Raw genomic sequence first — 26,952 nt, 5'->3', positions numbered from 1 at the left:
CTGCCGGGACAATCTTGGCAAACCGTCAGTTTTGTGGCGATATGGCCACAACATGCAACTCGCAGAAGTTGCCGCGTGCCTTTGCGGCTTGGCCTGAATCACCCGCCATGTTATCTTTTTCTTAAGCTAAAGAGATGAATTTTAACGATTGCAGGATATGGAGTCATCACTCCTGTTTGTTTGTGTCGTTTTGTTTGAGTTGAGGATTGTACTGGTTGATGGACTTCAAGCGCCCACAGGCCAGTTTGTTTGCCGCCGCCTTGCTGGCTTGCTCAGCCCTTGTATCGCCCGCGCACGCGTTCGAAATCTTCGGTATTCACCTGTGGGGTGAGAAAAAAGAAGATGATGCGGATTCTGTCATTGCTGATCCTCAGAAATATACTGTAGAGATCGCCAACGAAGAAAACGAAGAGGCCAAAAAGCTCGTCGAGGGTGCGTCCAGCCTTGTCGCTGACAAGGATAAGCCTGCTTCGGGTGCTGCCGGACTGCTTGCCAAAGCAAGAGGCGACTATCGCCGCATTCTTGGTGCGCTTTATGCTGACGGTCGGTACGGCGGAAATATAAGCATCAAAGTGGATGGCCGTGAGGCGAGCGATCTTCCCCCGGATACGGTTTTGCCCGATCCCGCGACTGTATCAATTTCGGTGGACCCGGGACCGCAGTTTCTTTTCGCCACTGCACGTATCAAGAATGTAGCCCCACCGCCGATTGACAAGAAAGATATTGTCGATCTGCCTGAAGAACAGGGATTTGCGGTTGGCGATATCGCCCGGTCCACCGCTATTGTGAAGGCGGAGCGTCTTGCCGTCGATGCATGGCGCGAGCAGGGCCATCCAAAGGCGAAGATCATTTCGCGCGACGTTACCGCCGATCATGACAACAGTAAGGTCGAGGCGATTATCGACGTTGATCCGGGCAGGCGGGCCTCGTTCGGACAGACGCAGGTTACCGGCGCCGAGCGTATGGACCCTGAATTTGTCGCCTTCATCACAGGTCTGGAGCCCGGGCGCGAGTATGATCCTGACGAGATAGAGCGCGCCAAAAAGCGCCTGTCACGGCTGGAGGTCTTCCGTTCGGCCCGGATCGAAGAGGCCGACGCGATTACAAGCGATGGGCTTTTGCCGATCACTGTTGCCGTGCAGGAGCAGAAACTGCGGCGCTTCGGTGTTGGCGGCAGTTATTCGACACTGGACGGCGCCGGTTTTGAAACCTATTGGCAGCACCGCAATCTTTTTGGTCGCGCCGAGCGCTTGCGCTTTGATGCCAAAATCGGCGGCATTGGGGGGCAGTCCTACGATCCGCAAGACTACAACTACCTTCTGGGTGTCAGCTTCACCAAACCTGGCGTTTGGACGCCCGACACGGATTTCATTTCCTCGTTGATCGGCGAGCGCAAGGTTCTGGATGCCTATACGCAGACGTCTGTCACTGCTGAAGCTGGCTTGACTCATATCTTCTCGGATGAGCTCTCCGGCAAATTGACGGCGAGTGTCTCCAAGTCGAAATTTGACGATGATTTCTTTGGAAGCCGTGATTTTCTGACAGTGGGTGTACTTGGCGGGCTGACCTATGACAGCCGCGATAGCAAGGTTGATCCTAAGAACGGCTATTATCTTGAAGGGCTCTTGTCGCCATTCTATGAAGTCGAATATGGCAACTTCGCCACCAAGTTTACGGCAGAAGGGCGCACCTATTACGGCTTTGGCGCCGATGATCGCTTCGTGCTTGCCGGGCGTCTGAAGCTCGGGTCGATTGTTGGCGCTGAAATCGGTGAGTTGCCGCCGGATCAATTGTTCTTTGCCGGTGGCGGCGGTTCGGTCCGTGGCTATGCCTATCGCAATATTGGTGTGAACGTGCGGCGCGATGGCGATGATTATGTGATCGGCGGGCGCTCGCTTGTCGAAAGCTCCGTCGAAGCACGCATGCGCATCACCGAGACGATCGGGGCCGTCGGCTTTGTCGATGCGGGTTACGTCGGGGAAGAATCTTTTCCGGATTTTGCCGAGCAGCTACGGCTCGGTGTTGGCGCAGGCATAAGGTACAATACCGGCCTTGGTCCGATCCGGCTTGATGTTGCCGTTCCGCTTGACCGGACCGATGACGATCCAAGTTTTGCTTTCTACGTTGGCATAGGACAGGCGTTTTGATCCGGATTCTCGCAACCCTTCTTCTGCTCCTTATCGTCGGCCCGTCCGTAGCGCAGTCGCCTGCGCCTGCAAGCGCCGAGGCAGAGAAGTCATATTTCCTCAGCTTCGTTGAAAACCAGCTATCGACGCCAAATCGCCAGATTGTGATCTCCGAGATTCAGGGCGTGCTTTCATCCGAAGCAAATATTGGCAGTATCACGGTTGCTGATCGCGAAGGTGTATGGCTGAAGATCACTAATGCCCGGATCGTCTGGAGCCGCCTCGCATTGCTGCGCGGGCGTCTGGATATCAACACGCTGGCCGCCGACAACATAGATGTCTTGCGCAAGCCGCTGCCCGACGAAGGCTTGCCTTCGCCGGAAGCGAAAGGTTTCAGCCTGCCGGAACTGCCGCTTGCGGTTATTCTTCAGGAATTGAAGATCGACCGCATTGCCTTTGGCGATACAGTTTTTGGCCTGAAATCAGAGATTTCGGTTGCGGGAAATCTGACCCTTGATGGCGGCTCGCTCGATTCCAATTTGCAGATAAAGCGTCTGGATGGTCCTGGCGGCGATTTCCAGATCAAGGCTGCCTATGCCAATGACAGTCAGCAGCTCGATCTCGACCTTTCGCTGAATGAGCCGGAAAATGGCATTCTCGCCAACCTTCTCAATATTGAAGGTCGCCCGCCGATGGTCATGGCATTGAAGGGCTCTGGCCCATTGAGCGATCTTGCCTTGCAGTTGACCCTTGATGCAGCAGGCAAGCGCGTCCTTACCGGCAATACCAAGATTGATCGTCAGGCGGACGGGCTTGGTTTCAAGACAACGCTGGATGGCGAAGTTGCCGCGCTTATTCCTCCGATATTCCGAGACTTCTTCGGCAATGAGACCGCATTGGTGGTCAACGGTGTGGTGCGTGATGCCGGTGGGTTTGCACTTGATCGCCTTAACATCAAAAGCAATGCGCTGCTCGTCGACGCCACAGGCGAAACGACAAATGACGGGTTCCTGCGTAGGCTGAAAGTCGATGCAACAATTGCCGATCCAACAGGCAAGAAGGTCATCCTGCCCGTTGCTGGCGGTCAGACCACCGTCGATAAAGCGATTTTCGCTGTTGATTTCGGCACAAATGCAAATGATTCTTGGTCCAGCACTTTGGAGGTCACCGGCCTGACGACGGAAATGTTTGCGGCCAAATCGGTCAACCTTGTCGCCAAAGGGTTGGCTGAAAATATTGATAATCCTGCGGCCCGTTCGCTGACCTATGACGTAAATGGCGACATTTCCGGCATCACCGCCAAGCGCGCGGATATTGCCGAAGCACTTGGCGACCAGATCCAGCTCAAGGTCAATGGCGACTGGAAGGCGGGTACTCCCGTCAACCTCACGCAGGCTTTGATCGCCGCCAACGGACTGAGTGCTTCGCTGTCAGGCACGATCAGCGAATTCGCCTATCGCGGGGATATTCTCGTCAAGGCTTCCAGTATCTCTCCCTTCTCGGCGCTTGCTGGCCGGGAACTGGCCGGTTCGCTGGATTTGAAGGCCAATGGTCTTGTTGAAGCGCTGACCGGCGGCTTTGATCTGATGCTGGACGGCAATGCCACCGGCATGAAGCTCGGCATTGATGCAGCCGACAAAGTGCTGGCCGGTGAAACACGGATCACCGGTGGCCTTGCACGCGGTGAAAACGGGCTGAGTGCCAAGAACTTCAAGGTCGAAAACCCGCAAACGCTGGTCACAGCCAATGGTACATTTGCCAGCGGCGCCGCCAATTTTGATTTTGGCTTCGACCTTACCGATCTGGCACTGCTTTCCGAGAAGGCCGGTGGTGCACTGAAGGTAAAGGGCAGTGCACGGGGTCAGGACAAGATCATTGCGCTTGCCTTCAATGCCGGTGTGCCGCAGGGCACATTGTCAGGACGCAAACTGACTGAAGGCGATATTTCGTTCAATGGAACATTGGTCGAGGACAATATTGACGGCAAGCTCTCCGGCCTCGCATTTCTCGATGGTATCCGCGCCGATCTTTCTACGGAAATTGCTGTGCGCAAGGATGAAAAACGCCTCAGTAACCTTCAGTTCATTGCAGGCGGAACACGTCTGCGGGGTGATGTTACGCAGGACAAAAAAGGGTTGCTGCAAGGCAATCTGACGCTGGCTTCGTCCGACATATCAACCGCTGCGGCGCTCTTCCTCGTCGAGGCGACAGGCAAGGCCGATGCGACGATTGCGCTTTCGCATGAAGACGACAAGCAAAACCTTGATGTCAAAGGACAGATCGATAGTCTGAAGGCCAACAATGTTGCCGTGGGCAAAGCAGATATTGCGCTTGTGGCGCAGGACATTTTTAACGTTCCCGCCGCCAATGGTACGGTAAGCGCAATAAATGTTTCGGCCTCCGGAATCGATATTACAGATTTTGATGCGCAGGCAGATCAGAGCGGTAAGGCTACCAATTTCACGCTCGATGCAGCGTTGAAAAACGGTGCAAAAACATCCATTGGTGGTGCTCTTGAGCCGACCGAAAAAGGCTATCTCCTGTCACTGGCAAAAGCAGAACTGACACGCGACAAGCTTGCAGCCCGTCTTGTGCAGCCCGCAGCGATCAATGTTGCCGGCAGTGACGTTTCATTCGGCGATATCATTCTTGATATTGGCAATGGCAAAGTCACAGTCAGTGGCGAAGTCGCGCAGACGCTTGATCTCGCAGTCGCAATTCAGAAGCTGCCGCTCGATATTGCCAATACAATCAAACCGGATCTTGGCCTCGGCGGAGAAATCAACGGCACCGCCAGGATCGGTGGTACGCGCGAAAAGCCGGATGTCAATTTCGACATGCAGGCGCGTGGTGTGATGGCAGCAGCGCTGAAAAAGGCAGGTCTTGAAGCGCTCAATCTCGATGCCAAAGGCACCTCGACGATGGATCAGCTGAATGTCGACGCGCATCTGACCGGGGCAAATGGACTGGATGCTTCCGCGCGGGGCTCTGTACCTCTGACGCAGGGACAACTTGGCGTTGATCTCGATCTGAAGAGCTTCCCGCTGACGACGCTCAATGGCATCGTTAAGGACCAGAACCTTGCAGGTGCCATCTCAGGCCGTGGCCGCGTCACGGGCACTTTGCAGAAGCCGAATGCGGAATTTGACCTGAAGGGCTCAAGCATTTCTGCCAAGCCCTTGCAGGAAGCCGGACTTGCCCCCTTGCAGTTGACCGCAGCGGGCCGTTTCGCCAATGAGCGCCTCTCGCTTTCCTCTGCAAAGGTTGATGGACCGCAGGGCTTTACTGTATCAGCCAGCGGGGAAGTTCCAGTGTCCGGCAATGGACTGGGCATCAATGTCACCGGCAATATTCCGCTCTCCCTGGCCAATCGCTTCCTTGCGGATCGCGGTACGCAGGCCAAGGGCAATATTGATGTCACGGCCAATGTCACCGGCAGCTTTGCTCAGCCGCAGATACGTGGCATGTTCTCCGCCAATGGCGCTGAAATCATGGACCCGGAAGCGAATCTGCGCTTGCAGCGGATTACCCTGCTTGGCAGCATGGAGGGCACGACTGTCACAATCCGCACATTGACGGCGGGGCTTTCGACTGGCGGTAGCGTCAGCGCGACCGGCACGATCTCAACCGATGCGGCTGCAAACTTCCCGGCCAATATCGACATCAAGCTCGACAAGGCACGCTACGCGGATGGCAATCTCGTTGTCGCGACCGTAACGGGCGCGCTGGGTGTTAACGGCCCTCTCACCCGCGATCCTATCATTGCCGGTAATATCAATATTGATCGCGCTGAAATCACTGTTCCGGAAAACTTTGGCGGTCCGGCAGCCGTCATTGATGTGAAGCACAAGGACCCTTCAAAAAAGGTCCAGCAAACACTCAAGCGCGCCAAGGCTGATCAGCGCGAGGTAGCAACACCGACAGCGCGGCCAAGTGTCGTGCGGCTTGATATCAACGTCACTGCTCCAAACAAAATTTTCGTACGTGGTCGAGGTCTTGATGCGGAGATTGGCGGCTCCGTTCGATTAACCGGCCCCGCAACGAATATACAGCCCGTCGGCGGTTTTGACCTCATTCGCGGACGTCTTGGCATTCTTGGTCAGCGCATTACTTTCACGGAAGGTCAGGTCACGCTGGTTGGCGATCTTGATCCTGAAATCAACTTCGTCGCCACTACGCAAAGCAGCGACATCGCTGTCAATGTGACTGTCAAAGGGCGCGTGTCGGATTTGCAGATTGTGTTCTCGTCGCAGCCGGAACTGCCGCAGGATGAAGTCATGGCGCGCCTGATCTTCAATCGCTCTATCAGCGAATTGACACCGCTGCAGATTGCGCGTCTGGCAACTGCCGCTGCTGAACTTGCCGGTGGTTCCAATTCTTCGCTGATCGATAGCCTGCGCAAGAGCACGGGGCTAGATGACCTTGATGTTATTACCGACAGCGAGGGCAATGCAGGCGTTCGTGCCGGGCGTTATATCAGGGATAATATCTATCTGGGTGTTGAGGCGGGCGCTGGTGGCAATACCAAGGGCACGATCAATCTCGACATTACGCCCAATCTGAAAGCCAAGGGTTCCGTTGGCAGCGATGGCGATTCCGGCGCGGGTCTGTTCTTCGAAAAAGATTATTAGAAGCATTTCCAGCAAAAGTGCGAAGCGGTTTTGCGTCCGGACAATGCGTGGAAAAACCTACGAAAAGGGCGGCGCAAAGCACCGCCCTCAATCAGGTTAAATCAGGCCTGTACAACCTGCTGGCGCTGTTCGCCCAGACCCTCGATACCGAGAGTAATGACATCGCCTGCCTTGAGGAACACATTCGGCTTCTGGCCAAGGCCAACGCCCGGAGGTGTGCCGGTCGAAATGATGTCGCCCGGATGCAGACTCATGAATTGCGACAGGTAGGAAACGAGGTATTTCACGCCATAGACCATCGTCGCCGATGTGCCGTCCTGGTAGCGATGGCCATTGACTTCCAGCCACATCTTCAGGTCCTGTGGGTCCTTGACTTCATCCTTGGTTACAAGCCAAGGGCCTGTCGGGCCAAACGTGTCGCAGCTCTTACCCTTGGTCCACTGACCCTGACGCTCAGCCTGGAAGGCGCGCTCGGAAACATCGTTGATCAGGCAGTAGCCCGCAACGTAGTCCATCGCCTCGTCTTCGCTGACATATTTGGCATGTTTGCCGATGACAACGCCAAGCTCGACTTCCCAGTCTGTCTTGAGCGAGGTGCGGGGGATTTCAACATCATCGTTCGGGCCAACGATTGCAGATGTTGCCTTCATGAAAATGATTGGCTCCGGCGGCACGGTCGCGCCGGTTTCCGCTGCATGGTCGGAATAGTTCAGGCCGATGCAGATGAACTTGCCGGTTCCGGCAACACATGCGCCGTAGCGTTCTACTTCAACAAGTGGAAGTGAAGCGGGGTCGATTGCAGCGAGTTTCTTCAAGCCTTCAGGTGAAATTGCTTCACCGGCAATATCCTTCACATGGCCGGAAAGATCACGGACATTGCCGTCCTTGTCGACAAGACCGGGTTTTTCCTGGCCGAACGGGCCATAACGCAAGAGTTTCATTGGTCAACTTTCTCTTCACTGGTGGGTAGTGGCCTAGTATGTAGCACGGCCACCGGAAATGTCGAATACTGCGCCGGTCGTGAATGAACATTCTTCACTGGCAATCCACGTAATCAGGGATGCAAGCTCGTCAACCTTGCCAAAACGCTGCATGGGAATCTTCGAAAGCATGTAATCGATAAACTCCGGCTTCAATTGCTGGAGGATCGGCGTATCCACTGTTGCTGGCGTTATCACATTGACGGTGATTCCATCACCGGCAAGTTCCTTGCCAAGCGATTTCGTCAATCCGATGACCGCGGCCTTTGATGCGCTATAGGCCGAGGCATTGGGGTTGCCCTCCTTGCCTGCAATGGAAGCAACATTGACGATCCGGCCATAGCCGTTCTTTTGCATAACCGGCACGACAAAGCGATTGCAGTAGAACAATCCGTGCAGATTGATTTCAAAGACGTGTTTCCATTGATCAATCGGATAGTCAGCGACCTTGGCATTAGGTCCGGCTATTCCCGCCGAGCAGACAAGCACATCAATCTTGCCGAAGGCCGATACGGTTTCCTGTGTCGCTTTCTCGACCTGATCAGGATCGGAAACGTCCAGCGATATTCCCTGTGAAGAGGCACCCAGCTTTGCTGTCGCCCCCTCGATCTTTGCTGCATCAACGTCCCACAGAGTGACCGTGCCGCCCTCCGACACGATCCGCTCTGCTGTTTTGAAACCTATGCCGGAGGCACCGCCGGTTATAACCGCGTGCCTCCCCTCATAGCGCCGTATGGAATTCGCCATGCTTCCTCCCGCTTTAAAAGTTTGACGCATTGTCCAGACGCAAAACCGCTACGCACTTTTGCTGGAAATGTTTCAGTGATTGTCGCGCGGAAGCCCCTTTGTCTGAGCAATGCGCTGGTAGCCAACGGCAGGTTTCAAAACCATGCCTTCATCAAGCTGCCCGACCATGCCGCGCTGGATTTCCTGCCATGGCGTCTGGCTTGCCGGATATTTATAGCCGCCGGCAGCAATCAGATCGTCTTTGCGCTTTTGCAATTCCTCATCGTCGATCAGAATATTTGCAGTGCCCTTGTTGAGGTCGATGCGCAGATGATCGCCGGAGCGAACGAGAGCAAGGCCGCCATTGACCGCCGCTTCGGGTGAAGCGTTAAGAATGGAGGGGGAGCCGGACGTGCCGGACTGGCGGCCATCGCCAAGACAAGGCAGCGCATGGATGCCCTTCTTCAGCAGATAGGCTGGTGGTTGCATATTGACCACTTCAGCGGCACCCGGATAGCCGATTGGGCCAGTGCCACGCATGATAAGAATGCTGTTTTCATTGAGACCAAGCGCCGGATCGTCGATCCGGTGATGATAGTCTTCCGGCCCCTCAAAGACTTCGGCAATGCCTTCAAAGGCTTCCGGATCATCAGGATTGGAAAGATAACGCTCCCGGAATTCATCGGAGATAACGCTGGTCTTCATAATGGCGCTGTCAAACAGATTGCCCTTGAGGTTGATAAACCCGGCTTTCTTTTTCAGGGGCGCGTCATAGGTCTTGATGACATCAGTGTTGAGGTTTTCCGCATGTTCGCAATTTGCGCCGATGCTTTGGCCGTTGACGGTAACAGCACCAGGGTGCGGCAGTCTTCCAGCTTTCATCAGCTCGGCAACAACGGCAGGCACGCCGCCCGCACGGTGATAATCTTCACCCAGATACTCACCGGCAGGCTGCAAGTTGACCAACAGCGGCACATCATGGCCGATTTCCTGCCAATCATCATTGTCCAGAGGAATATTGAGATGGCGCGCAATGGCATTCAGATGGATCGGCGCATTTGTAGAGCCGCCAATCGCCGAATTGATGACGATGGCATTTTCAAAGGCAGCCCGTGTCATGACATCCGAAGGCTTCAAATCTTCGCGCACCATATCGACAATGCGTTTGCCGGTGTCATAGGCAATCTGCCCGCGTTCACGGTAGGGCGCGGGGATAGCAGCGCCGCCCGGCAGTTCCATGCCAAGGGCTTCCGCCAGCGAGTTCATGGTTGTGGCAGTGCCCATCGTATTGCAATAACCGACCGATGGCGCCGACGACGAGACGATATCCATGAACTGGTCATAATTGATTTCGCCGGAAGAGAGTTTCTCGCGTGACTTCCAGACAATGGTACCGGAGCCGGTGCGCTCGCCGCGATGCCAGCCATTGAGCATTGGCCCGACTGACAGGGCGATGGCAGGAATGTTCACCGTGGCCGCACCCATCAGCATAGCCGGTGTGGTCTTGTCGCAACCAATGGTGAGTACGACACCATCAAGCGGATAACCGAACAGAACTTCTACAAGCCCGAGATAGGCGAGGTTGCGGTCGAGTGCTGCACCGGGGCGCTTGCCGGTTTCCTGAATCGGATGAACCGGAAACTCGAAAGGAATACCGCCCGCAGCAATGATGCCGTCACGCACACGCTTGGCAAGTTCAATGTGATGGCGATTACAAGGCGAAATATCCGAGCCGGTCTGGGCGATGCCGATAATAGGCTTGCCCGACTGCAGCTCGCCGCGGGTAAGGCCGTAATTCAGGTAGCGCTCCAGATAAAGCGCTGTCATCCCCGGATTGTCAGGATTGTCGAACCATTCCTGCGAGCGAAGTTTTTTCGGGGCTTTGTTGCTGGTCATTTTAAGGTAACTCCTAGGGGGACTTATTCCTTGACCGCACCGGTCATGGAAGAAACGTAATAATCGACAAAAAATGAGTAGAGGATAACAACGGGCAGCGACCCGAACAGTGCGCCCGCCATCAGTGATCCCCACTCGAAAACATCGCCTCGCACCAACTCCGTCAGCACACCGACCGGGACAGTCTTGTTCTCAGAGGATTGGATGAAGGTCAGCGCATAGATGAACTCATTCCAGGACAAAGTGAAGGCGAAAATACCCGCAGATATCAGTCCGGGCACTGCCAGCGGCAATATGACCCTGACCAGAATCTGCCAGCGTGATGCGCCATCCACCAGAGCGCTTTCCTCAAGCTCGAAAGGGATCGAGCGGAAATAGCCCATGAGCAGCCATGTGCAGAACGGGATGAGGAAGGTCGGATAGGTGAAGATCAGCGCCAGCTTGGTGTCATAGATACCGAATTTGAAGACGATCACCGCCAGCGGAATGAACAGGATCGATGGCGGCACCAGATAGGCCAGAAAGATCAAAAGACCCACCGGGCGCGATCCGGAAAAGCGCACGCGCTCAATCGCATAGGCCGCAAAGACCGATGCGGCGAGAGACAGCACGGTTGCGCAGACGGAAACCACGATCGTGTTCCACAGCCAACCCGGATAGGAGGTTTCGAAGAGCAGATATTTGATGTGGTCAAGCGTTGGTTTGACCACCCAGAACGGGCTGTAATTATTGTAATCGGTCAGCTGATTATTGGGCTTCACCGCAGTGATAGCCATCCAGTAGAACGGAAACAGCAGTACGATGATGAAAACCAGCAGCGGCAGATAAAGCACCACAATACGCCGCGGCAACCGGTTGAGATAGCTCATGCCCTGTGCTTCGTCGTTGAGCGGCTGCGGGTTTGTTTGTTCGGAAATGCTCATGATCGTTCTCCCTCCTGCTCAATCTTGTCCGCCCTGTTGCCATTTGCGGCGTTGAAGGCCGAAAAATGAGAACAGGATCGAAGCCAGAAGGAATGGAATCATGGCGACAGCAATCGCCGCGCCTTCGCCAAGTTGCCCGCCGGGAATGCCGCGCTGGAATGACAAGGTTGCCATCAGATGCGTTGCATTGACCGGGCCGCCTTTGGTCAGCACGTAGATCAGCTGGAAATCGGTGAAGGTGAAAAGCACCGAGAATGTCATCACCACAGCAATGATAGGCGTCAACATGGGCAAGGTTATAAAGCGGAAACGCTGCCAGCCCGTTGCGCCGTCCAGCGATGCTGCTTCATGCAGCGATTGCGGAATTGTTTGCAGACCGGCAAGCAGTGAGATCGCAACGAAGGGAATGCCCCGCCAGACATTGGCGGCAATCACCGAGGCGCGTGCATTGTTCGGATCACCGAGAAAATTGATCGGACCGTCGATCCAGCCAAGTTGCATCAATGACCAGGAAATAATCGAAAACTGCGCATCGTAAATCCACCAGAAGGCGAGGGCGGACAATACTGTCGGAACGACCCATGGCAGGAGGATAATGGCGCGAAAGAATGATTTGAACGGCAGATGTTCGTTAAGAATCATCGCCAGCCAGAGGCCCAGAGCGAACTTCAGGACGGATGCGATGAAAGTATAGAGAACAGTATTGTAGACAGCCATCCAGAAGACTGAATCATCGGCCAGCGCCTGATAGTTCTCGATGCCGATAAAGACACCGTCGCGGCCGATCTTTGCGTCGGTAAAGCCGAGCCAGACACCCAGCCCGAGCGGGTAAGTCAGAAAACAGATGAGGAACACTGCCGCAGGCAGCATGAAGAAAAGGCCGACCGCAGTGTTGCTGCGGGCCATAGTGCCAAAGGCAGAGTTTCGTTTTGCAGTCGGCGTCATTGTCATCGGATATCTCCGGTTGCAGAAACAAGAATGCCTTCCGCCGCGTTCGGGCGGCGGAAGGCCTGCTTTGTTAAGTGGCGTAATAGCGGTTTGCGCGCTTCTCTGCCTGTGCAATGGCGTCCTCTGCGCTCATCTGGCCTGTCACTGCTGTCGCATACATATCGACCAGCACGTAATCGGCCATAACGCCAGCCGATGCTGTTCCCAATGGCCCTGCAAAGCCATTTGGACGAAGCGTTTCGGAAGCACGCGCATAAGCTTCATGGATTGGATTGGATTTCCAAACCGGATTGTCCGCGAAGGCCTTCAAGGGTTGGCAGCAATAGGCGCTGGCTCCTTCGATCCAGGCATTCATGTTGTCAGCCTGATACATGAATTGCAGGTAGGCTTTTGCCGCTTCCGGATACTTCGTGTGCTTGAAGATCGAAATCGTCGAAGCCTGATGCAGTTCGACCGACTTGCCGACCGGGCCGATTGGCAGGTTGGTCGAGCGCATGTCTTCGGCGATATCCGCCATGGATGGATCTTTGACGGCGGCATAATAGACAGAAACGCCATTTGCCGTCAGCGACACCTGCCCTGCAAGGAAGGCACGGTTATTGTTGACGTCCTGCCAGCTTTCCGTGCCCGGAATGAAGGTCTTGTAGAGCTCCTGCGCATATTTGACCGATGCGAGGGTTTCTGGGCTGTTGAGAACAACCTTGCCGCTTTCATCGACAACCATGCCGCCATGACTCCAGAGCAGCCAGTGGGCGTAATTATTGCCGTCGCCCACTGCCTTGCCGTGCGGGAAGCCAGCCGGCGTGCCTTTCGCTTGCATGGCCTTGCACAATTCGAGGAAGCCCGCTGTGTCTTTGGGAAATTCCTGGAAGCCTGCTGCCTTCATATGGCTGTCGCGATAGACGACCGCGTTGCTGATGGCACAGAGCGGAAGCGCAATAAACTTGCCGTCACGCTTGGCATAGCCTTCAAGGCCCGCATACCAGCCGCCATGCGCGCCGCCCAGATATTCGCCAAGCTCGGTCACATCGACCAGCTTGTCCGGATATTGATGTGGGTCGTCAAACCAGCTCATCACCATGTCCGGGCCAGACCCGACATTTGCGGCAACGGCAGCTTTCGGACGAACGTCTTCCCAGCTTTCCTTGTCGACGCGCACCTGTACGCCTGTTGCCTCTGTGAATTTCTTGGTGTTTTCGAGCCATGCAGCTTCTTCTGCCGGAACGAATGGAACCCAGCGCAAGAGGCGCAGCGTTGCGCCTTCTTCCGGTTTGTAGGTCGGTGCTGCGGCTTGCGCAAAGGCAGGCGTCAGCCCGAAACGGTTGAGCCCTGCGGCAGCGACCAGTCCGGCGGATGCGCCGAGTAGATGTCTTCTATTGATGGTCATTCTTGCTCCTCCTTGGTTGTAAAAGGCCTTCAAAATGCTCCCACATTTTGGGGCCATGGCTATGTCGGTGCTTTATGACGAAGACCTGCTACCGACCGGCAGGAACCGCTTATGCTAGAGCTCTAGCTAGACCAGACGCTTGCCGGTCTCTGCATCAAAAAGATAGGTCGCTTCCGCATGGATGGAGAGACCCACTGTCTCGCCCGGCTTTGCGCTGATGCGTTGATGGAAAACGCCGGTGACGAGATCGCCGCCAACCCGCATGATCATCTGGGTTTCCGATCCTGTCGGTTCGATCACCACCACTTCGGCAGGAATGCCGCCATCGGCAATGGTCATGTGCTCGGGCCGCAAACCGTAAATCAATGCACGCCCCTTGGCGCTCTCCGGTGCCTTGGCAACAGGAAGTTCAATGCCATTATCGGTTTTGAATTTCAGTGTACTATCGGGATCGAGCTTGCCTTTGATCATATTCATGGCAGGCGAGCCGATGAAGCTGGCAACAAAAAGATTCGCTGGCTGATCATAAAGTTCAAGTGGCGCACCGATCTGCTCGACAAGCCCGTCATGCATGACGACAATCTTGTCGGCCATGGTCATGGCTTCGATCTGGTCGTGCGTGACATAGACAGTCGTGGTCTTCAGCCGCTGGTGTAGCTCCTTGATTTCGGCGCGCATGGCTACGCGCAGCTTGGCATCAAGGTTGGACAAGGGTTCATCAAACAGGAAAACCTGCGGATCGCGCACAATCGCGCGGCCCATGGCAACGCGCTGCCGCTGACCGCCGGAAAGCTGGCGTGGAAAACGGTCCAGTAGCGGTGTGAGCCCCAGGATCTCCGCAGCAGGTTTGACACGTTTTTCGATCTCGGCCTTCGAGGCGCGTTTCAGTGTCAGCGAAAAAGCCATATTGTCGGCAACAGTCATATGCGGATAAAGCGCATAATTCTGGAAGACCATGGCAATGTCGCGTTCCTTGGGCGCAAGGCCATTCACGACCTGACCGCCGATCTTGATTTCGCCTGCCGAAATATTCTCCAGCCCGGCCAGCATACGCAACAAGGTGGACTTACCGCAGCCCGATGGCCCGACAAGGATGACGAATTCGCCATCTTCGATCGTGATATCGACACCCTTGATGACGGGGTGCGTACCGAATGATTTTCGTACGTCGGCGAATTCAACCGATGCCATGCGCTCTCCTCCAGAAATTAAGTTTGGAGCACTTCTCCCAAAGTGCTGCCCTTCTGCTTTATCCGCGTCCGACCAGCGGCATTTTAGTTGCCATGATCGTCATTGTCAGTACGTTTGCGTCCAGTGGCAGGCTTGCCATATAGACAACGGCATCGCCAATATGGTGCGCCTGTATGGTTGGCTCACTGGCAATCTCGCCATTGGCCTGCATCACACCGCCAGCCATTTTCGATGTCATTTCAGTGGTAGCATTGCCAATATCGATCTGCCCGCAGGCAATGTCGAATGGCCTGCCATCCAGCGCCGTCGATTTTGTCATGCCGGTCACAGCATGTTTCGTGGCCGTGTAGGGGGCTGTATTGGGGCGCGGGGTCTGCGCTGAAATCGAGCCATTATTAATGATGCGTCCGCCTCGCGGAGATTGTGCTTTCATAAGCTTCATCGCCTGCTGGGTGCAAAGAAAGACCCCGGTCAGATTGGCGCCAACGATTGAAGTCCAGTGCTCGAAAGTCAGCTCTTCCATGGCAATGTTCGGAACATTGATACCCGCATTATTGACCAGAAGGTCCAGCCGTCCAAACTCACTTTTGATGGCTTCGAAAAGCGCTGCGACAGAATTGGGGTCGCTCACATCGGCGGTGATTGGTTTGACAGTTCCGTCTGTCTCGACAGTTAAAGCCTTCGCCGCATCGTCAAGCACGTCTTTGCGCCGTCCGGAGATGACCACCGTATAGCCAACGCCGAGCAATGCGGTCGTAATGGCCTTGCCGACACCCGTACCGCCGCCCGTTACCAGCGCGATTTTTCCTTTACCTGAATCGATCACGCTCATGCTGGAATCTTTCCGCCCAGTTCATCGTCAATATGCGCCTTGATAATGTCATCAAAGACGGTCTCCGCCTTGAAGCCAAGCTTGCTTGCTCGCGACGTATCAAAATCCGTTGCCCAACCGGAAACGATCTTCTGGATCGTTGCGTCGGGCTCGCGGCGGATGAGCTTGACGGCCTTGTCACCAGCAACGCGTTGCAGGGCGGCAATTTCTTCGCCAACAAGCGCCGAAAGGCCGGGCATGGAGAGATTGCGCCTTGGCCCGACCTGTTCGAGGTCGAGCGTTGCGGCGTGGATAAAGAAGCCGACCGCCGAACGCGGGCTGGCAAACCAGTGCCGCACGTTCTCATCGACGGGGAGAATGGCTTCCTGCCCTGATAGCGGCTCGCGCAGAATATTGGAGAAGAACCCCGACGCGGCCTTGTTCGGCTTGCCGGGGCGAATGCAGATTGTTGGCAGGCGAATGCCAATTCCGTCAAAAAAGCCTCTGCGGCTATAGTCAGAAAGCAATAGTTCCGAGATTGCTTTCTGCGTGCCATAGCTTGTCAGGGGCGTCGTGAAAAACTCGTCGCCGATCTTGTCGGGAAAGGGTGTGCCGAAAACGGCAATGGAAGAAGCGAAGATAAGACGCGGCCTGTAAGGTGCCTTGTGACCTTCGAGGCGAATGGCCTCGAAAAGCGATCGTGTGCCATCAAGATTGACCTTATAGCCCTTTTCAAAGTCCGCCTCCGCTTCGCCGGAAACGATTGCCGCAAGGTGGAAGATCATGTCCGGACGCGTTGCGATCAGCCTGTCAGCGACGCCAGGGTCTGACAAATCGGCTGCAACTGTCGCCGAAACTCCCGCGAAGGCCGCCGGAGCTACGGGCTCAAAAACGTCGACCAGCGTCAGCCTGTCTATGTCGGATCCAAGCGCGCCGGGCTCGGCAGCGATCCTGTCCAAAAGCTTGCGGCCAACCATTCCGGCTGCGCCGATCACCAAAACATGCATATGCGGTATTCCTCCCTCGAGCCCCTCCCGGGCTCAAAACAATTCCAGCAAAAATGGACACCCGGTTTTCGTCCGGAATTGTGAAACAAGCTAGCGACTGAACATTTGTATGTTAGCGCTGTCATAAAGTTATGCACACTGACTAGCGTTCATCAAGCGTTTTATGGTAGCGCTGTCATTATTCTTGGAAAATGCTCTGGATCCGAGCCCATGACCCGCAAGAGAAATGCCAGTCGAAACGCCGGTACACCGACTTTGGCCGATGTTGCACGGCTGGCTGGCATGAGTGAAATCACAGTTTCGCGCGTCGTTCGCAACCAGGGCCCGATCGCGGATGCGACGCGAACACGCGTTTTGGCCGCCATTTCCCAGCTCGGCTATATCCCCAATCGCGCTGCGGGAAGCCTCGCCTCCGCCGCTTCCACGCTGATCACGGTGCTTTTGCCCTCATTGTCTAACATTGTGTTTCCTGATGTTCTGCGCGGAATCCATACTGCTATCACCGAAACAGCGTTTCAGTCGGTCATTGGCGTCACCGATTATGATCCGTTGATTGAAGAGCGTCTTCTCCTGTCCTTTCTCGCCTGGCAGCCAGCTGCTGTGATTCTGGCCGGTTTGCATCACACGCCGACAGCGCGAAAACATCTGGAGCAGGGCCGATTCCGGGTTGCCGAGCTTATGGATATTGATGGCGATCCGGTCGATATCGCTGTTGGCATGTCGCATCATCAGGCTGGCTATGAAACCGGGCGACATCTTATCAAGCGCGGATACCGCAAATTCGGCTATGCCGGCCATATGCTGATTTCCGATGACCGGGCAAAGGCACGCTACGAAGGTCTATGCTCTGCGTTGCAGGAAGCTGGCCTTTCGCTGGCCGGCGAAATGCGTGTCCCCGGCGGTGGTTCGACAATAGCCGGGCGCGAGCTTCTGGAAAAACTGCTTGCCGCCCACCCCGATTTGGATGTTGTGATTTTCCCAAATGACGACATGGCCATGGGTGGCATTTTTTACTGCATTCATACGGGGATCATTATTAAGGAGCGGCTCGGCATCTTCGGCTTCAATGGCCTTGATATCGGTCAGGCAATGCCTCTGCCGCTATCGACCATTCTCTCCAAGCGCTTTCTTATCGGCAAGACGGCAGCAGAAAAGCTTCTGGAAAGCCGCGAGCGTCCGTCGGAGAAGACTATCATCAATACGGGTTTCGATATTATCGAGGGCGCTACGGCTTAAAATCTTTAGTTCCTACCTCTCCGTCATCCTCGGGCTCTTGACCCGAGGACCCATATTGCAGCCCAAGCATGTAGGTAGATCCTCGGGTCAAGAGCCCGAGGATGACGGAGAGGTGAAAGCGATCGTTCAAAACCCAGCGCTTTCGCTTTCCCTCCGATTGACATATTGCCGTTTTCGTTTTCGTATAGATACTACAAAAACGAAAATGAAAGCCGGTTCCATGTTTCTCACGCCCAGACATGCTGAAATTCTGGAGATGGCCAAGGAGCATGGCCGTGTCCTTGTCGATGATCTGGCGATGCATTTCAATGTCACCCCGCAGACCATCCGCAAAGACCTCAACGACCTCTGCGACCAGCGCCTTCTCAACCGTATTCATGGCGGCGCATTGTTCCCATCCGGGGTGCAAAATCTTGAATATGAGGCACGGCGGTTGATAGCAGCGGGCGAGAAGGAAGCCATAGGCAGGGCCGCTGCCGGGTTGATCCCGGACAATGCATCGCTCTTTGTCAATATAGGCACGACGACAGAGGCCGTGGGACAAGCCTTGCTGGACCGCAAAGGTCTCATGATAATCACGAATAATATAAATGTTGCCAATAGGTTGCGTATCTATCCCGATATTGAGGTGGTTATTGCCGGTGGGGTCGTGCGCGGTTCCGACGGCGGCATTGTCGGCGAAGCGGCGGTCGATTTTATTCGCCAGTTCAAGGTCGATTTCGCGGTTATAGGAACCTCTGCAATCGACAGCGACGGCGCCCTGCTGGATTTCGATTTTCGTGAGGTCAAGGTCGCGCAAGCGATTATGGCCAATGCGCGTCATGTGATTCTTGTTTCGGATTCGACCAAGTTTGAACGCACTGCACCCGTTCGCATAGGACACCTGTCGCAGGTCAACACCTTTATCACCGACCGCTGCGAAAGCGATGCGATACGTCAGATATGCAGGGATGCGGATGTCCGGTTAATCGAAACGGCCGGTTGAGATCGGCCCCTTGTGCGTTCGTTAATTGCGCGCTATAGTTCGCTTTAGTTTCGGATTGCTTTCGCAAATTCGGCATCTTGCTTTCGCATGTGCGAAGGAATAGTGCGCTGCGAAATGAGGGTGGGGAAATTGCAGGGTCAGGTTTACGATATTCTCGTTATAGGTGGCGGCATAAATGGTTGCGGCATTGCACGTGATGCCGTTGGTCGCGGCTATTCGGTTTTCCTTGCCGAGATGAACGACCTTGCCAGCGGCACCTCTTCGGGTTCAACCAAGCTCATCCATGGCGGACTGCGTTATCTCGAACATTATGAATTCCGCCTTGTGCGCGAGTCCTTGATGGAGCGTGAAGTTCTGTGGGCCTGCGCGCCGCATATTATCTGGCCGATGCGTTTTGTGCTTCCGCATCACAAGGGTCTGCGCCCGGCATGGCTGCTGCGGCTTGGCCTTTTCCTTTACGATCACATTGGTGGGCGCAAAAAGCTTCCGGTTACCCGCACGCTCGATATGACGCGGGACCCTGCGGCAAAGCCGCTGAAATCGCTTTACACGAAAGCCTTCGAATATTCCGATTGCTGGGTCAATGATGCGCGCTTCGTTGCACTCAATGCCCGAGATGCAGCCGATCGCGGTGCGGTCATCCGTACGCGGACCAAAGTTGTGAGCGCCGTCCGCGCTGCTGATCATTGGACGCTGACATTGCAGGATGCTTTTACCGGCGAACAGGAAGAAGTGCAGGCCAAGCTCGTGGTCAATGCCGCTGGCCCCTGGGTTGATGAGGTGCTGACCGGCGTTGTCGGCAATAATGACGCGCACAATGTGCGTCTGGTGCAGGGCAGCCATATCGTCGTAAAGAAAAAGTTTGATGATCCACGTGCCTACTTCTTCCAGAATACGGATGGCCGCATCATCTTCGCCATTCCCTATGAGCAGGACTTTACGCTTATTGGCACGACAGATCAGGATTATCACGGCAATCCGGCAGAGGTGAAAATCAGCGATACCGAGATTGATTATCTCTGTGCTGCGGCCAGCGAATATTTTGTCGAGCCAGTCAAACGCGAAGATGTCGTCTGGACCTATTCCGGTGTCCGCCCGCTTTATGATGACGGCGCGTCCAAGGCGCAGGAAGCAACGCGCGACTACGTGTTGAAAACCGATGCCCCCGAGGGCTGCGCGCCGATCCTGAACATTTTTGGTGGCAAGATCACGACATTCCGGCGTCTGTCCGAGCATATGCTTGAGAAAATTGAAGATCAGCTTGGCAAGCGCGGCAAGCCATGGACGGCAACCGGGACGCTACCAGGGGGTAATTTTGCGGTTACGGCTTTTGATAGCGAATTGCAGATATTGAAGTCAGATTACCCGTTCCTCGACAGCGCCCATGCGCATCGCCTTTTCCGTCTCTACGGCACGAAATCTCGTATACTGCTTGGCGATGCGAAATCCATTGATGATCTGGGTAAGCATTTCGGGTCGGATCTCTATGAGGCCGAAGTGCGCTATCAGATTGAACATGAGTGGGCACTGACAGCGCAGGATGTGCTGTGGCGCAGGACCAAGAAGGGCTTGCATCTGAGCGCAGATGAGGCCGGTGCTCTCGATAATTTCATGGAAGGCGCTGTCGACAGACGGCGCGCCATTGCTGCAGAATAAAAATACTGCTGATGCGTGCTGAAAGTGCGGGTCGGCTCTGGGAGGAGAAGTAATGCTCGAACTGCGAAATGTATCCAAAATGGTGGGCGGCAAGCTACACCTCAGCAATATATCGCTGACTTTGGAACATGCGACGCTGAATGTCCTGCTGGGTCCCACTTTGTCCGGCAAGACCAGCCTCATGCGCATTATGGCGGGCCTCGATGTGCCAACCTCCGGGTCTGTCTGGTTTGATGGTCAGAATGTGACCGGCATTCCTGTTCAGAAACGCTCGGTCGCTATGGTCTATCAGCAGTTCATCAATTATCCAGCCTTCACGGTCTATGAAAACATTGCCTCGCCAATGCGTGTTGCCGGTGCCGACAAGGCGACTATTGATCGCGAAGTGCGCAAGGCCGCAGAAATCCTCAAGCTCACACCCTATCTCGACCGCACACCGCTCAGTCTTTCCGGCGGCCAGCAACAGCGCACTGCGCTTGCGCGGGCGATCGTCAAGAATGCCAAGCTGGTTCTGCTTGATGAGCCGCTTGCCAATCTCGACTACAAGCTGCGGGAAGAGTTGCGTCAGGAATTGCCGCGCATTTTCGCCGAGTCCGGTACGATCTTCGTTTATGCCACCACCGAGCCGCATGAAGCGCTGCTGCTGGGTGGTAGCACGGCAACCCTCTCCGAAGGCCGGGTAACTCAGTTTGGCTCGACGATTGATGTTTTTCGCAAGCCGGATGATCTTGTCACGGCCCAGACCTTCGCCGATCCGCCGCTCAATACGATTGCGCTGGCCAAGTTTGGCAAGGCATTCCAGTTGGAAGGCGGCGTTACCCTGCCGATCCCTTCGCATCTGACTGATATTGCTGACGGTACCTATACGATCGGCTTCCAGCCCCATCACGTCAAGACGGTTCGCAGCAATGCTGAAGAAATTGGATTGAAGGTCCGCGTGACCGCCACTGAAATCACCGGCTCGGAAAGCTTTGTGCACCTGTCCTTTGCCGATGCGCGTTGGACCATGCTGGCGCACGGTATTCACATTCATACGCCCGATGAGGAAATCGACATTTTCATCGACCCGCGCAACCTGATGATCTTCGACGGCAGCGGCAATTCCATCCGCCGCGCTCAGAAACTGGCGGCATAGATAATGGCACGTATTGATCTGAACCATATCCGCCACGCCTACGGTCCCAATCCGAAATCGGATAAGGATTATGCGCTGCGCGAAGTCCATCATAGCTGGGAGGATGGCGGTGCCTATGCCCTGCTTGGGCCTTCCGGTTGCGGCAAGACCACGCTGCTGAACATCATTTCGGGGCTTATCCATCCTTCCCATGGACAATTGCTTTTCAACGGGCAGGACGTGACCAATCTTTCGACGCAGGAACGCAATATTGCGCAGGTGTTCCAGTTCCCGGTGATCTACGACACCATGACTGTCTATGACAATTTGGCCTTTCCCTTGCGCAATCGCGGCGTGGCGGAATCCGAGATTGACGTGAAGGTGCGCGAAACGCTGGAAATGATCGATTTGGCAAGCTGGTCGGGCAAGAAGGCCCGCGGTTTGACCGCCGATCAGAAGCAGAAGATTTCACTCGGTCGCGGCCTTGTTCGTTCAGATGTGAATGCGATCCTTTTCGATGAACCGCTGACGGTCATTGATCCGCATATGAAGTGGGTGCTGCGTTCACAGTTGAAGCAGTTGCATCAGCGTTTTGGCTATACAATGGTTTACGTCACGCATGACCAGACCGAAGCGCTGACTTTCGCTCAGAAAGTTGTCGTCATGTATGATGGCGAGATCGTGCAGATCGGTACGCCCGAAGAATTGTTCGAGCGGCCGAAACATACATTCGTTGGCTATTTTATTGGTTCACCCGGCATGAATGTCATGCCGGTGAAGCTTGCAGGCGGAACCGCACAGATTGGTGCGCATCAGATACAACTTCCTACGCCTGTCATATCTGCCGATGCAAAGAAGATCGAGCTTGGCATCCGCCCGGAATATATCCGCATCGGCCGTTCAGGCTTGCCGGTAAAGATTGCCAAAGTGGAAGATATCGGTCGGCACAAGATTGTGCGCACCCGTCTTGAGGATCAGGAGATTGCCGTCATTGTCGGCGAAGGCGAGGATATTCCTGCTGATCCGCACATCACCTTCGACCCGAAGGGCATAAATATCTATGCCGATAGCTGGCGCGTGGGAGGGTTATGATCATGCGTGAAGAACAATTCCAGCTAAGCAGTGCCAATTGTGCGTGGTTCGACGGGGCTCACCATGAGGAAGGTGGGTGGGCTGCAAAGACAGTCGTCGACATCAAAGAATATGGCCTGCAATCAACCCATCTTCCTCATGGTGAGCCCCGTCGAACCACGCACTATAAATTTGCAACGAGCGGAGCAAACTGATCATGGAAAAAACCTGGAACAACAAAGCCTGGTTCATGGTCCTGCCCGTGCTGCTGCTCGTGGCGTTCTCGGCAGTTATTCCGCTGATGACCGTTGTCAATTATTCGGTGCAGGATACGTTCGGCAATAACCAGTTCTTCTGGGCCGGCACAGAATGGTTTGCCGAAATGCTCACTTCGGAGCGCTTCCATTCGGCGCTCGGTCGCAACCTGTTCTTCTCCTTCATCATTCTCCTTATCGAAATCCCGCTGGGAATCATCATCGCGCTCAACATGCCGCGCAAGGGCTGGGGCGTGCCTGTCTGCCTCGTCCTGATGGCCTTGCCACTGCTCATTCCGTGGAATGTGGTCGGCACAATCTGGCAGGTGTTTGGGCGCGTCGATATCGGTCTGCTCGGCCATACGTTAGAGCGCCTCGGCATCAGCTATAATTACGTTCAAAATCCGATGCATGCCTGGTTCACCGTCATCATCATGGATGTCTGGCACTGGACCAGCCTTGTGGTGCTGCTGTGCTATGCCGGACTGGTGTCGATCCCCGATGCCTTTTATCAGGCGGCAAGGATTGATGGCGCATCACGCTGGGCGGTGTTCCGCTATATCCAGTTGCCAAAGATGAACCGTGTACTTCTGATTGCCGTTCTGCTGCGCTTCATGGATAGTTTCATGATCTACACCGAACCCTTCGTTGTCACCGGCGGCGGCCCCGGCAACTCGACCACTTTCCTTTCCATTGATCTGGTCAAGATGGCGGTGGGCCAGTTCGATCTTGGGCCGGCAGCAGCCATGTCGCTCATCTACTTCCTTATCATCCTCCTGATGTCATGGGTGTTCTACACCGTGATGACCAACTATGATTCGGAGCGCTGAGATGTCAGAATCTGTTGCCCGTACCGAAATCAGTGTCAGCCCTGAACAGGAAAGAATGGACAAGGCTCTCGCCCGCCGCATGCGCAAGCGCGGCGATGAGTCGAAATTCTGGTGGCTGATCCCTACACTCTACATCCTCTTCCTGATGTTGCCGATCTATTGGCTCATCAATATGAGCTTCAAGACCAACCAGGAAATTCTGGGCAGTTTCTCGCTTTGGCCGCAAGATCCGACACTGCGAAACTACGCGGTCATCTTCACTGACCCCTCATGGTACAAGGGTTATATCAACTCCATCATCTATGTGTGCATGAACACAGTGATTTCGGTGCTGGTCGCCCTGCCTGCAGCCTATGCTTTCTCGCGCTACCGCTTTCTTGGCGACAAGCATCTGTTCTTCTGGCTTTTGACAAACCGCATGGCACCGCCCGCCGTCTTCGCGCTTCCCTTCTTCCAGCTCTATTCCGCCTTTGGTCTGATTGATACGCATATTGCTGTCGCTCTGGCGCACTGCCTGTTCAATGTGCCGCTGGCCGTGTGGATTTTGGAAGGCTTCATGTCGGGCGTGCCGAAGGAAATTGACGAAACCGCCTATATTGACGGCTATTCCTTCCCGCGTTTCTTCGTGAAAATATTCGTTCCGTTGATTGCGAGCGGTATCGGTGTCGCGGCTTTCTTCTGCTTCATGTTCTCATGGGTGGAACTGCTCATCGCTCGCACGCTGACAACCACCGATGCCAAGCCCATCGCCGCCATCATGACGCGCACGGTGTCTGCGTCGGGTATGGATTGGGGCGTTCTGGCTGCCGCCGGTGTTCTGACCATCATTCCGGGCGCTATCGTGATCTACTTCGTCCGCAACTATATCGCCAAGGGCTTTGCCTTGGGGAGGGTGTAATGGAAAATACACGGCGTTGGCCTTTTGTGCTGGGTGCGGTGCTTGTCACCTACGCAATTTTAGTGGCCCTGCTTGTAATGGCTGTGCCTTTGAAGAGCGATGTGCGTGACTGGACCGGGGCGCTCGCCGCCGGCGGCTGGATGGCGTGGACGTTTCCGACAGCGCTGTTTTTCCTGACTGTCTTTGCGCTCATTACGCTTATGGCGGTCTGGGAATATGCTTCGCCGGGCGGCAATCCGCGCATCGGCATTTTGCGCTTTGAAACCACCCGCGGCGACCGGCTTTTCGTGTCGCTGCTCGGCAGCGCTTTTATTCATCTCGCCTGGCTTGGCCTTGTTGGCCCGAATGTCTGGTGGGCTCTTGCAATCTCTGCGGTCTACGCCATTGGCGTATTCCGCTTTGTCTAAAGCATCGGACCGTCCGATGCCGTAAATTGAAAGTCCGGCACCCGCCGGTCATTCAACGCATGCAAATCGCAACTCTGGGAGGACTAAAAAATGCGAACGCGAATACTAACGACAACCACAGCACTTGCGCTGCTATTGGGTGCGGGAAGTGCCTATGCGGGCATGGACGAAGCCAAGGCTTTCCTCGACAAGGAAATCGGCGACATGTCGTCCCTTGACCGGGCGGCTCAGGAAAAGGAAATGCAGTGGTTCATCGATGCTGCAAAGCCTTTCGCCGGCATGGACATCAAAGTGGTTTCGGAAACGATTACCACCCATGAATATGAGTCCAAAACCCTGGCCAAGGCCTTCACTGATATTACCGGCATCAAGATCACCCATGATCTCATTGGTGAAGGCGACGTCGTTGAGAAGCTGCAGACACAGATGCAGTCCGGCGAAAACGTCTATGATGCCTATGTCAACGACAGTGATCTTATCGGCACCCATTGGCGTTACCAGCAGGCGCGCAGCCTGACCGACTGGATGGCCAATGAAGGCAAGGACGTCACCAACCCCGATCTCGACCTTGATGATTTTATCGGCACCAAGTTCACGACCGCTCCGGACGGCAAGCTCTATCAGCTTCCGGACCAGCAGTTCGCGAATCTCTACTGGTTCCGCTATGACTGGTTCAGCGATGAAAAGAACAAGGCAGACTTCAAGGCCAAATATGGCTACGACCTCGGCGTGCCCGTCAACTGGTCTGCCTATGAAGACATTGCCGAGTTCTTCACCGGTCGCGAGATCGATGGCAAGAAAGTCTATGGTCACATGGACTATGGCAAGAAGGACCCATCGCTTGGATGGCGCTTCACCGATGCCTGGCTCTCCATGGCCGGTAATGGTGACAAGGGTCTTCCAAACGGTTTGCCTGTTGATGAATGGGGAATCAAGGTCAACGAAAAGTCACAGCCGGTCGGCTCTTGCGTTGCACGTGGCGGTGATACAAACGGTCCAGCTTCCGTCTATTCCATCCAGAAATATCTCGACTGGATGAAAGCCTATGCGCCGCCGGAAGCACAGGGAATGACCTTCTCCGAATCTGGTCCGGTTCCGGCTCAAGGCCTGATTGCGCAGCAGATGTTCTGGTACACCGCCTTTACCGCTGATGCGGTGAAAAAGGGCCTGCCGGTCGTCAATGAGGATGGCACGCCCAAATGGCGCATGGCACCTTCACCCCATGGCGTTTACTGGAAAGACGGCATGAAGCTTGGTTATCAGGATGTGGGTTCCTGGACCTTGCTGAAGTCCACACCGGATGATCGTGCCAAGGCGGCATGGCTTTATGCCCAGTTCGTTACGTCCAAGACTGTGGACGTCAAGAAGAGCCATGTTGGTCTGACCCTGATCCGCGAAAGCTCCATCCAGCATGACAGCTTCACCAAGCGTGCTCCGGAACTCGGCGGTCTGATCGAGTTCTATCGCTCGCCTGCGCGTGTGCAATGGTCGCCAACCGGCACCAATGTTCCCGACTATCCGAAGCTGGCTCAGCTTTGGTGGCAGGCAATCGGCGATGCATCCTCCGGCGCAAAGAGCGCACAGGAAGCAATGGACTCACTTTGCGCCGAGCAGGAAAAGGTCATGGAGCGGCTTGAACGCGCTGGCATTCAGGGTGATTTCGGACCGAAACTTGCTGAAGAGCACGATCTTGCCTACTGGAATGCCGATGCGGTCAAGAATGGCAACCTCGCACCCCAGCTAAAGATTGAAAACGAAAAAGAAAAGCCACAGACCATCGATTATGATGAGCTGGTCAAGAGCTGGAACAAGTAGCCTCAATTCATTGAGGGAAGAGGGCGGTGCTTCGGCGCCGCCCTTTTTTTGGGATTACAA

At 55.0% G+C, this 26,952-nt stretch carries 21 protein-coding genes; 12 read left to right on the top strand and 9 right to left on the bottom strand.

Annotated elements, in window-relative coordinates; translation table 11 throughout:
• Positions 1 to 218 precede the first annotated feature (218 nt).
• Together ACYJL1_RS01550 and ACYJL1_RS01545 are read left to right on the top strand one after the other, a co-directional pair.
• The gene (locus ACYJL1_RS01550) at positions 219 to 2,147 is read left to right on the top strand and encodes an autotransporter assembly complex protein TamA (RefSeq protein WP_460896711.1); all 1,929 of its coding nucleotides are present in this window, start codon (positions 219 to 221) and stop codon (positions 2,145 to 2,147) included.
• Positions 2,144 to 6,757, top strand: coding sequence for a translocation/assembly module TamB domain-containing protein (locus tag ACYJL1_RS01545; protein ID WP_460896710.1), 4,614 nt, complete (start codon positions 2,144 to 2,146; stop codon positions 6,755 to 6,757). The genes ACYJL1_RS01550 and ACYJL1_RS01545 overlap by 4 nt, the downstream gene beginning before the upstream one ends.
• A 101-nt stretch (positions 6,758 to 6,858) precedes the next feature.
• On the opposite strand, the gene ACYJL1_RS01540 is transcribed toward ACYJL1_RS01545, so the two are convergent.
• The 9 genes from ACYJL1_RS01540 to denD all read right to left on the bottom strand — a co-directional run bounded on the left by ACYJL1_RS01540 (position 6,859) and on the right by denD (position 16,626).
• Positions 6,859 to 7,698, bottom strand: coding sequence for a fumarylacetoacetate hydrolase family protein (locus tag ACYJL1_RS01540; protein WP_460896709.1), 840 nt, complete (start codon positions 7,696 to 7,698; stop codon positions 6,859 to 6,861).
• 33 nt (positions 7,699 to 7,731) lie between these two features.
• Positions 7,732 to 8,484 carry an SDR family NAD(P)-dependent oxidoreductase gene (locus ACYJL1_RS01535; protein WP_460896708.1) on the bottom strand — a complete coding sequence of 251 codons (753 nt, stop codon included), beginning with the start codon at positions 8,482 to 8,484 and terminating at the stop codon, positions 7,732 to 7,734.
• A gap of 72 nt (positions 8,485 to 8,556) precedes the next feature.
• Entirely contained in the window at positions 8,557 to 10,359 is a 1,803-nt protein-coding gene (locus ACYJL1_RS01530) for an IlvD/Edd family dehydratase (RefSeq protein WP_460896707.1), read from the bottom strand.
• Between the two features lie 23 nt (positions 10,360 to 10,382).
• Entirely contained in the window at positions 10,383 to 11,282 is a 900-nt protein-coding gene (locus ACYJL1_RS01525; protein WP_460896706.1) for a carbohydrate ABC transporter permease, read from the bottom strand.
• An 18-nt stretch (positions 11,283 to 11,300) separates the two neighbouring features.
• Entirely contained in the window at positions 11,301 to 12,188 is an 888-nt protein-coding gene (locus ACYJL1_RS01520; protein ID WP_460897901.1) for a carbohydrate ABC transporter permease, read from the bottom strand.
• A gap of 112 nt (positions 12,189 to 12,300) precedes the next feature.
• Complete coding sequence (locus ACYJL1_RS01515) at positions 12,301 to 13,617, bottom strand: ABC transporter substrate-binding protein (protein ID WP_460896705.1); 1,317 nt, start codon at positions 13,615 to 13,617, stop codon at positions 12,301 to 12,303.
• A gap of 126 nt (positions 13,618 to 13,743) precedes the next feature.
• On the bottom strand, positions 13,744 to 14,808 hold the full coding sequence (locus ACYJL1_RS01510) for an ABC transporter ATP-binding protein (RefSeq protein WP_460896704.1): 1,065 nt from the start codon (positions 14,806 to 14,808) through the stop codon (positions 13,744 to 13,746).
• Positions 14,809 to 14,866: 58 nt separating this feature from the next.
• Complete coding sequence (locus ACYJL1_RS01505; RefSeq protein WP_460896703.1) at positions 14,867 to 15,640, bottom strand: SDR family oxidoreductase; 774 nt, start codon at positions 15,638 to 15,640, stop codon at positions 14,867 to 14,869.
• Positions 15,637 to 16,626 carry a D-erythronate dehydrogenase gene (gene denD / locus ACYJL1_RS01500; protein ID WP_460896702.1) on the bottom strand — a complete coding sequence of 330 codons (990 nt, stop codon included), beginning with the start codon at positions 16,624 to 16,626 and terminating at the stop codon, positions 15,637 to 15,639. Before denD ends, ACYJL1_RS01505 begins: the two co-directional genes overlap by 4 nt.
• Before the next feature lie 210 nt (positions 16,627 to 16,836).
• Here denD and ACYJL1_RS01495 point away from each other — a divergent pair, with 210 nt between their 5' ends.
• The 10 genes from ACYJL1_RS01495 to ACYJL1_RS01450 all read left to right on the top strand — a co-directional run bounded on the left by ACYJL1_RS01495 (position 16,837) and on the right by ACYJL1_RS01450 (position 26,892).
• Complete coding sequence (locus ACYJL1_RS01495) at positions 16,837 to 17,862, top strand: LacI family DNA-binding transcriptional regulator (RefSeq protein WP_460896701.1); 1,026 nt, start codon at positions 16,837 to 16,839, stop codon at positions 17,860 to 17,862.
• 220 nt (positions 17,863 to 18,082) lie between these two features.
• The gene (locus ACYJL1_RS01490; protein ID WP_460896700.1) at positions 18,083 to 18,847 is read left to right on the top strand and encodes a DeoR/GlpR family DNA-binding transcription regulator; all 765 of its coding nucleotides are present in this window, start codon (positions 18,083 to 18,085) and stop codon (positions 18,845 to 18,847) included.
• 114 nt (positions 18,848 to 18,961) lie between these two features.
• Complete coding sequence (gene glpD, locus ACYJL1_RS01485; protein ID WP_460896699.1) at positions 18,962 to 20,503, top strand: glycerol-3-phosphate dehydrogenase; 1,542 nt, start codon at positions 18,962 to 18,964, stop codon at positions 20,501 to 20,503.
• 52 nt (positions 20,504 to 20,555) lie between these two features.
• Complete coding sequence (locus ACYJL1_RS01480; protein ID WP_460896698.1) at positions 20,556 to 21,638, top strand: ABC transporter ATP-binding protein; 1,083 nt, start codon at positions 20,556 to 20,558, stop codon at positions 21,636 to 21,638.
• Between the two features lie 3 nt (positions 21,639 to 21,641).
• On the top strand, positions 21,642 to 22,709 hold the full coding sequence (locus ACYJL1_RS01475; RefSeq protein ID WP_460896697.1) for an ABC transporter ATP-binding protein: 1,068 nt from the start codon (positions 21,642 to 21,644) through the stop codon (positions 22,707 to 22,709).
• Positions 22,710 to 22,711: 2 nt separating this feature from the next.
• The gene (locus tag ACYJL1_RS01470; protein WP_460896696.1) at positions 22,712 to 22,903 is read left to right on the top strand and encodes a hypothetical protein; all 192 of its coding nucleotides are present in this window, start codon (positions 22,712 to 22,714) and stop codon (positions 22,901 to 22,903) included.
• Positions 22,904 to 22,905: 2 nt separating this feature from the next.
• Positions 22,906 to 23,772 (top strand): carbohydrate ABC transporter permease, encoded by an 867-nt coding sequence (locus ACYJL1_RS01465; RefSeq protein WP_460896695.1) that lies wholly within the window; start codon positions 22,906 to 22,908, stop codon positions 23,770 to 23,772.
• Positions 23,773 to 23,851: 79 nt separating this feature from the next.
• Positions 23,852 to 24,670, top strand: coding sequence for a carbohydrate ABC transporter permease (locus ACYJL1_RS01460; RefSeq protein ID WP_460897900.1), 819 nt, complete (start codon positions 23,852 to 23,854; stop codon positions 24,668 to 24,670).
• The gene (locus tag ACYJL1_RS01455) at positions 24,670 to 25,077 is read left to right on the top strand and encodes a DUF2160 domain-containing protein (RefSeq protein WP_460896694.1); all 408 of its coding nucleotides are present in this window, start codon (positions 24,670 to 24,672) and stop codon (positions 25,075 to 25,077) included. Before ACYJL1_RS01460 ends, ACYJL1_RS01455 begins: the two co-directional genes overlap by 1 nt.
• Before the next feature lie 90 nt (positions 25,078 to 25,167).
• Positions 25,168 to 26,892, top strand: coding sequence for an ABC transporter substrate-binding protein (locus ACYJL1_RS01450; protein WP_460896693.1), 1,725 nt, complete (start codon positions 25,168 to 25,170; stop codon positions 26,890 to 26,892).
• Positions 26,893 to 26,952 lie beyond the last annotated feature (60 nt).

This window comes from Phyllobacterium sp. K27 (assembly GCF_054796155.1).
This window is presented reverse-complemented; position numbering and strand designations above follow the sequence as displayed.

Excerpts from the sequence above, each read along its gene's own strand:
- ACYJL1_RS01450 (WP_460896693.1), top strand. The coding sequence starts at position 25,168 with ATGCGAACGCGAATACTAACGACAACCACAGCACTTGCGCTGCTATTG.
- ACYJL1_RS01470 (WP_460896696.1), top strand. The coding sequence starts at position 22,712 with ATGCGTGAAGAACAATTCCAGCTAAGCAGTGCCAATTGTGCGTGGTTC.
- ACYJL1_RS01495 (WP_460896701.1), top strand. The coding sequence starts at position 16,837 with ATGACCCGCAAGAGAAATGCCAGTCGAAACGCCGGTACACCGACTTTG.
- ACYJL1_RS01550 (WP_460896711.1), top strand. The coding sequence starts at position 219 with ATGGACTTCAAGCGCCCACAGGCCAGTTTGTTTGCCGCCGCCTTGCTG.
- ACYJL1_RS01455 (WP_460896694.1), top strand. The coding sequence starts at position 24,670 with ATGGAAAATACACGGCGTTGGCCTTTTGTGCTGGGTGCGGTGCTTGTC.
- ACYJL1_RS01475 (WP_460896697.1), top strand. The coding sequence starts at position 21,642 with ATGGCACGTATTGATCTGAACCATATCCGCCACGCCTACGGTCCCAAT.
- ACYJL1_RS01515 (WP_460896705.1), bottom strand. The coding sequence starts at position 13,617 with ATGACCATCAATAGAAGACATCTACTCGGCGCATCCGCCGGACTGGTC.
- ACYJL1_RS01490 (WP_460896700.1), top strand. The coding sequence starts at position 18,083 with ATGTTTCTCACGCCCAGACATGCTGAAATTCTGGAGATGGCCAAGGAG.
- ACYJL1_RS01540 (WP_460896709.1), bottom strand. The coding sequence starts at position 7,698 with ATGAAACTCTTGCGTTATGGCCCGTTCGGCCAGGAAAAACCCGGTCTT.
- ACYJL1_RS01510 (WP_460896704.1), bottom strand. The coding sequence starts at position 14,808 with ATGGCATCGGTTGAATTCGCCGACGTACGAAAATCATTCGGTACGCAC.
- ACYJL1_RS01530 (WP_460896707.1), bottom strand. The coding sequence starts at position 10,359 with ATGACCAGCAACAAAGCCCCGAAAAAACTTCGCTCGCAGGAATGGTTC.
- glpD (WP_460896699.1), top strand. The coding sequence starts at position 18,962 with ATGAGGGTGGGGAAATTGCAGGGTCAGGTTTACGATATTCTCGTTATA.
- ACYJL1_RS01535 (WP_460896708.1), bottom strand. The coding sequence starts at position 8,484 with ATGGCGAATTCCATACGGCGCTATGAGGGGAGGCACGCGGTTATAACC.
- ACYJL1_RS01480 (WP_460896698.1), top strand. The coding sequence starts at position 20,556 with ATGCTCGAACTGCGAAATGTATCCAAAATGGTGGGCGGCAAGCTACAC.
- ACYJL1_RS01525 (WP_460896706.1), bottom strand. The coding sequence starts at position 11,282 with ATGAGCATTTCCGAACAAACAAACCCGCAGCCGCTCAACGACGAAGCA.
- ACYJL1_RS01520 (WP_460897901.1), bottom strand. The coding sequence starts at position 12,188 with ATGGCCCGCAGCAACACTGCGGTCGGCCTTTTCTTCATGCTGCCTGCG.
- ACYJL1_RS01465 (WP_460896695.1), top strand. The coding sequence starts at position 22,906 with ATGGAAAAAACCTGGAACAACAAAGCCTGGTTCATGGTCCTGCCCGTG.
- ACYJL1_RS01460 (WP_460897900.1), top strand. The coding sequence starts at position 23,852 with ATGCGCAAGCGCGGCGATGAGTCGAAATTCTGGTGGCTGATCCCTACA.
- ACYJL1_RS01505 (WP_460896703.1), bottom strand. The coding sequence starts at position 15,640 with ATGAGCGTGATCGATTCAGGTAAAGGAAAAATCGCGCTGGTAACGGGC.
- denD (WP_460896702.1), bottom strand. The coding sequence starts at position 16,626 with ATGCATGTTTTGGTGATCGGCGCAGCCGGAATGGTTGGCCGCAAGCTT.